Consider the following 3,619-nt stretch of genomic DNA (forward strand, 5'->3'; position numbering starts at 1 on the left):
TATTCCCAGTACAAATTGAGAAATTTCCTAATTTAATTTTGTACGTCTATTTTAATTTGATAAAAGTGGACCTTTACTTACGATTACAATGTGAGAAAAACTTCCTAGTTTATTTTGAAAATTGACACTATGGTTATACCACCCTGCATTGTTATCCTGCTGATATTCCCATTCTTATCGTATGAATAGCTTATGGGAATGTTGTTGTTGCTTATTGTTTCCAGTAGGGTTGATGCTGACCCGGTTGCAGGGTTATTTAGATAGCTGTAGTTCGTCTTGTACCTGAATATTCCGGTGTATAAAGACTTTTCTTTGAATCTTCCCAGGGAATCGTATATGTTGTTTATATCATTCCCCCTGCCGCTGTTATATATATTGCCTATTTCGGCATCGCTAAGCTCCTGACCCGAATACATAAAGTGCTGCATTGCCCCGTTTGCCTGACCTGTGCCGGATATGGTGCTGCCTACCAGCGTCACGCCGCCGGTAAAATCCTGAAAGTCGGTAATATAATCTGAATGTGTATAGGGGGTGCCGTTAAGGTATAAGGTGCATTTTAATCCCGAGGCACTATGATTCCACTTAAATGCCGCAAAATACCAGATGCCTTTTTCTATTTTAACTGCCGAGTTTACAATGGGCTGTATTGTTCCTGCATTGTTTCTCTAGGATTACATTCACTACATTTTAATCCATGCTGCTGTCCATAAATCTTTGAACGTTTATTATCTACTTTAATATTACTTATGATTGGAGTAACGTAATAATAATCTGTAGGGATTGGTGAATTCTGTTTCATTTTTGACACCCTAATACCATCAATTTTTTGAAAACTTACAATACCATTTAAATCCGATTTTTCGTATTCCTCCTTAAATCTTCTTGACACTAAGAAATATTCAAAAGTACCGAGAAATCACCATACGATGGTTTAGATAGCTTAACATACATTGGATTAAGCCATTTCAGCTGGCTTATAGGACTTCCACATTTAGGACAAAACTCGCACTCACCTAAACTTATCGGTTCTATATCCTCTCCAAAAGCAAACTGTTTATCATCAAAGCGTGAAGTATCAAACAAGTAAAAGTATGGACTCTTTTTATCTAAACTCATGTACTTTCCCTCCATCATTTCAATAATATTTTTCCAAAACGTTGTATTTCTATATAATCCCTCCACATACCTTTTAAATTGTGCTGACGTTGCATTTGGATTTTGAGTTAGCCATTGAACTACTTTATTATCTATATATCGATGCCATATATTGCTTATTTCAGTATCGGTCAGATCTTCACCCGAATACATAAAATGCTGCATATTAAATGCTGCAAAATGCCATACATTTTCTTGTATGGTTCCCAGAGAACTGGCAAGTATATTTGTAGCGCCGGAGTTATAATTCACGCTGAGTATAAGCCTGTCATTACTATTAAGATAAAGATTGAATTATGACCCAACGCTACTTCATTGCTGATAATCAACCTGACTGTATCCTTTACAGTCGTGTAAAAGCATGATGCCTTGAAAGCCGACTCCTTTGACAGGCAGAAATACTACGAATGTGCCTTATAAACGACAAGCCAATGCTATCAAAACGTGTTTCATCAAGCTTATATTTTACTTCATAAAATCCGTTTTGTTTAAGATACTGTGGTACCTGATTCCTGTATTCTAGTAGTTCATTATCTTCTAAGAAATAATCTTCTCGGGCAAATTGAAAATAAAATTTATCTCCATTTGATAGTATTTTAATGATTTCTTTGAGATTTTCCATTGATTTGTAATCGTAGGTTTTTATATACCTTATAGTCAACCTATTTAAGCTATCACCGTATTCTTCATGAACTATTTTCATATTGCTCCTCCATAATTATCTATCCAAATCTTTTCCAAAGTTCCACGGCCATATACTTCTGTGTATTTTAAATACTTTATCTGTCCTTCAATGACCATGCGTCCCCTGGGCTGGATAGGTGCTTTGCCGTCAAAACTTGTCAGTAAGTCCTTCAATTGGCATCGCTAAATACTCAATAATCATGAAACAATACAAACACAATACCTATACAAACACTATCTAATCAAAAAACACAATGACATCCTTTTGGATTTTCATAATATAATCAATAGTAACATTATTGAGACTGCACACAGTTCTATTATGAAAATCAATTTTTTCTCTATCGAAGGATGATATGAAAAAATGTATAAATAATCCAAATTTATTAACATTATAATCATATTTAATAGTCTTTGCTATTTCAATCCATTTTTTAGCATCATTTTTATATATTCCTTTTCGCTTTTCGAAATCACTTATAAGAAATTGAGCCATTTTAGGATCTTTTACAGCTTGATATATTTCAGATACATCCTTTATATATAAATCATATATACCTATACCTGTAAGACTATCACATCCATTTTTAGTAGCTTGCAAAAACACCTCATCATCCAATAATTGTTTGTCAACGTAATCATTATGGATTCTTATTAAGCCTAAATCATAATTTTCTTTTAAATTATTTATAAGACTAATATCATGATTTTTCGATATAATAATCCCTATACCTATAGTCATTTTATCACCTCACATCTGGAATTAATCAATGAACTTTAAATTAGGGTCAGTTCCAAAAAACACATGCGCTCTATCAAGGTAAATAAGTGGATGGTAATGCATAGCATTTTTGGGATTGCCATCATTTGTTGGCCCAATAGCTCCTCCAAGCATATTACATAAATATATAGCATCATCTGAAGTTGTCGCATATATATCGCCACCAAATTCCAGCCTCAGTTTTGCAATATTCTTATTTAAAGGCTGCTTTTTATGAACAATTGCTCCTGGATAAGTTGCTTCTGCTACGAAATAAATTCGTACTGGTTCCTCTTTATTTTTTGTTTTTATATCTACCTTAGTTTTAGTTGTTGCTCTTGACTCTGTTTTTGCTGAACTACTTGCTATATTTCGCGATGGAACGGAAGAAGAGCTTATTGTATCTACAACTGCATCTACAAATGAACCTACTAACGGATAAATTAATTTTGGAGTAGCTACTACTGCAGGCACTAATAATAAAGACACAATGAGAAATACTACCTCTTCAAATAAGTCCATTATGCTTGGTATTCGCCTATTACCACTAGGATCGCTAAAATTAACAGGATTATTCATACTATAAGCAAATAAATTATGAGATAATAATCCTCCAATCTGACCTATAAATCCATCAGCATTAATAAACCTGCACCACTCCGGGTTATAATACCTTGACTGCAAATAATATAACCCGGTCTCGGTATCATACCTATATCCTCTATACCTATATGGGTTCTTATATCCAACATGGGTTACATCATTTGTCACATCTGTAGCGGTATAATGAAGTTGTAACACCTCGGTCTAATAGATATAATAAATTTATTAGAGAAAGAGGGATAACGATGAATAGGTATTATGAAGAAGAATTCAAAAACAAAATTGTTCGTCTTCATCTTGAAGAAGGACGTACTTTAAAAAGCTTATCTGAGGAATATGGAGTTTCTAAATCAGGTATTTCAATATGGATAAAAGCTTATCGTGAAGAATGCTCAACAAACCATGAATTAAAATAAT

General features: G+C 33.6%; 7 protein-coding genes and 1 pseudogene. 1 reads left to right on the top strand and 7 read right to left on the bottom strand.

Going from position 1 to position 3,619, the window contains the following annotated elements:
* Positions 1-104: 104 nt before the first annotated feature.
* From OXPF_RS00155 to OXPF_RS00175, 7 genes are all read right to left on the bottom strand, one after another.
* Entirely contained in the window at positions 105-647 is a 543-nt protein-coding gene (locus OXPF_RS00155; protein ID WP_083479615.1) for a LamG-like jellyroll fold domain-containing protein, read from the bottom strand.
* Positions 632-889, bottom strand: a complete 258-nt coding sequence (locus OXPF_RS22020) for a hypothetical protein (protein WP_152967664.1) — start codon at positions 887-889, stop codon at positions 632-634. The genes OXPF_RS00155 and OXPF_RS22020 overlap by 16 nt, the downstream gene beginning before the upstream one ends.
* The gene (locus tag OXPF_RS00160; RefSeq protein ID WP_054873199.1) at positions 889-1,407 is read right to left on the bottom strand and encodes a hypothetical protein; all 519 of its coding nucleotides are present in this window, start codon (positions 1,405-1,407) and stop codon (positions 889-891) included. The genes OXPF_RS22020 and OXPF_RS00160 overlap by 1 nt, the downstream gene beginning before the upstream one ends.
* A gap of 91 nt (positions 1,408-1,498) precedes the next feature.
* Entirely contained in the window at positions 1,499-1,858 is a 360-nt protein-coding gene (locus OXPF_RS00165; RefSeq protein WP_054873200.1) for a hypothetical protein, read from the bottom strand.
* Complete coding sequence (locus tag OXPF_RS22235; RefSeq protein ID WP_160317114.1) at positions 1,855-2,013, bottom strand: hypothetical protein; 159 nt, start codon at positions 2,011-2,013, stop codon at positions 1,855-1,857. Before OXPF_RS22235 ends, OXPF_RS00165 begins: the two co-directional genes overlap by 4 nt.
* 64 nt (positions 2,014-2,077) lie before the next feature.
* Positions 2,078-2,581: a hypothetical protein gene (locus tag OXPF_RS00170; protein WP_054873201.1), complete on the bottom strand. Its 504-nt coding sequence runs from the start codon at positions 2,579-2,581 to the stop codon at positions 2,078-2,080.
* 21 nt (positions 2,582-2,602) lie between these two features.
* A complete protein-coding gene (locus OXPF_RS00175; protein WP_242854279.1) occupies positions 2,603-3,370 on the bottom strand; it encodes an RHS repeat-associated core domain-containing protein in 768 nt (255 codons plus the stop codon).
* A gap of 77 nt (positions 3,371-3,447) precedes the next feature.
* Here OXPF_RS00175 and OXPF_RS21520 point away from each other — a divergent pair.
* Positions 3,448-3,615: pseudogene (locus tag OXPF_RS21520) on the top strand (transposase); the annotation flags it as partial.
* Between the last annotated feature and the right edge of the window lie 4 nt (positions 3,616-3,619).

Source organism: Oxobacter pfennigii (assembly GCF_001317355.1).
In the GTDB taxonomy this organism is placed as follows: domain Bacteria; phylum Bacillota; class Clostridia; order Clostridiales; family Oxobacteraceae; genus Oxobacter; species Oxobacter pfennigii.

What these genes read in the sequence shown, in the direction of transcription:
- OXPF_RS00170 (WP_054873201.1), bottom strand. Translation starts at nt 2,581, where the DNA reads ATGACTATAGGTATAGGGATTATTATATCGAAAAATCATGATATTAGT.
- OXPF_RS00165 (WP_054873200.1), bottom strand. Translation starts at nt 1,858, where the DNA reads ATGAAAATAGTTCATGAAGAATACGGTGATAGCTTAAATAGGTTGACT.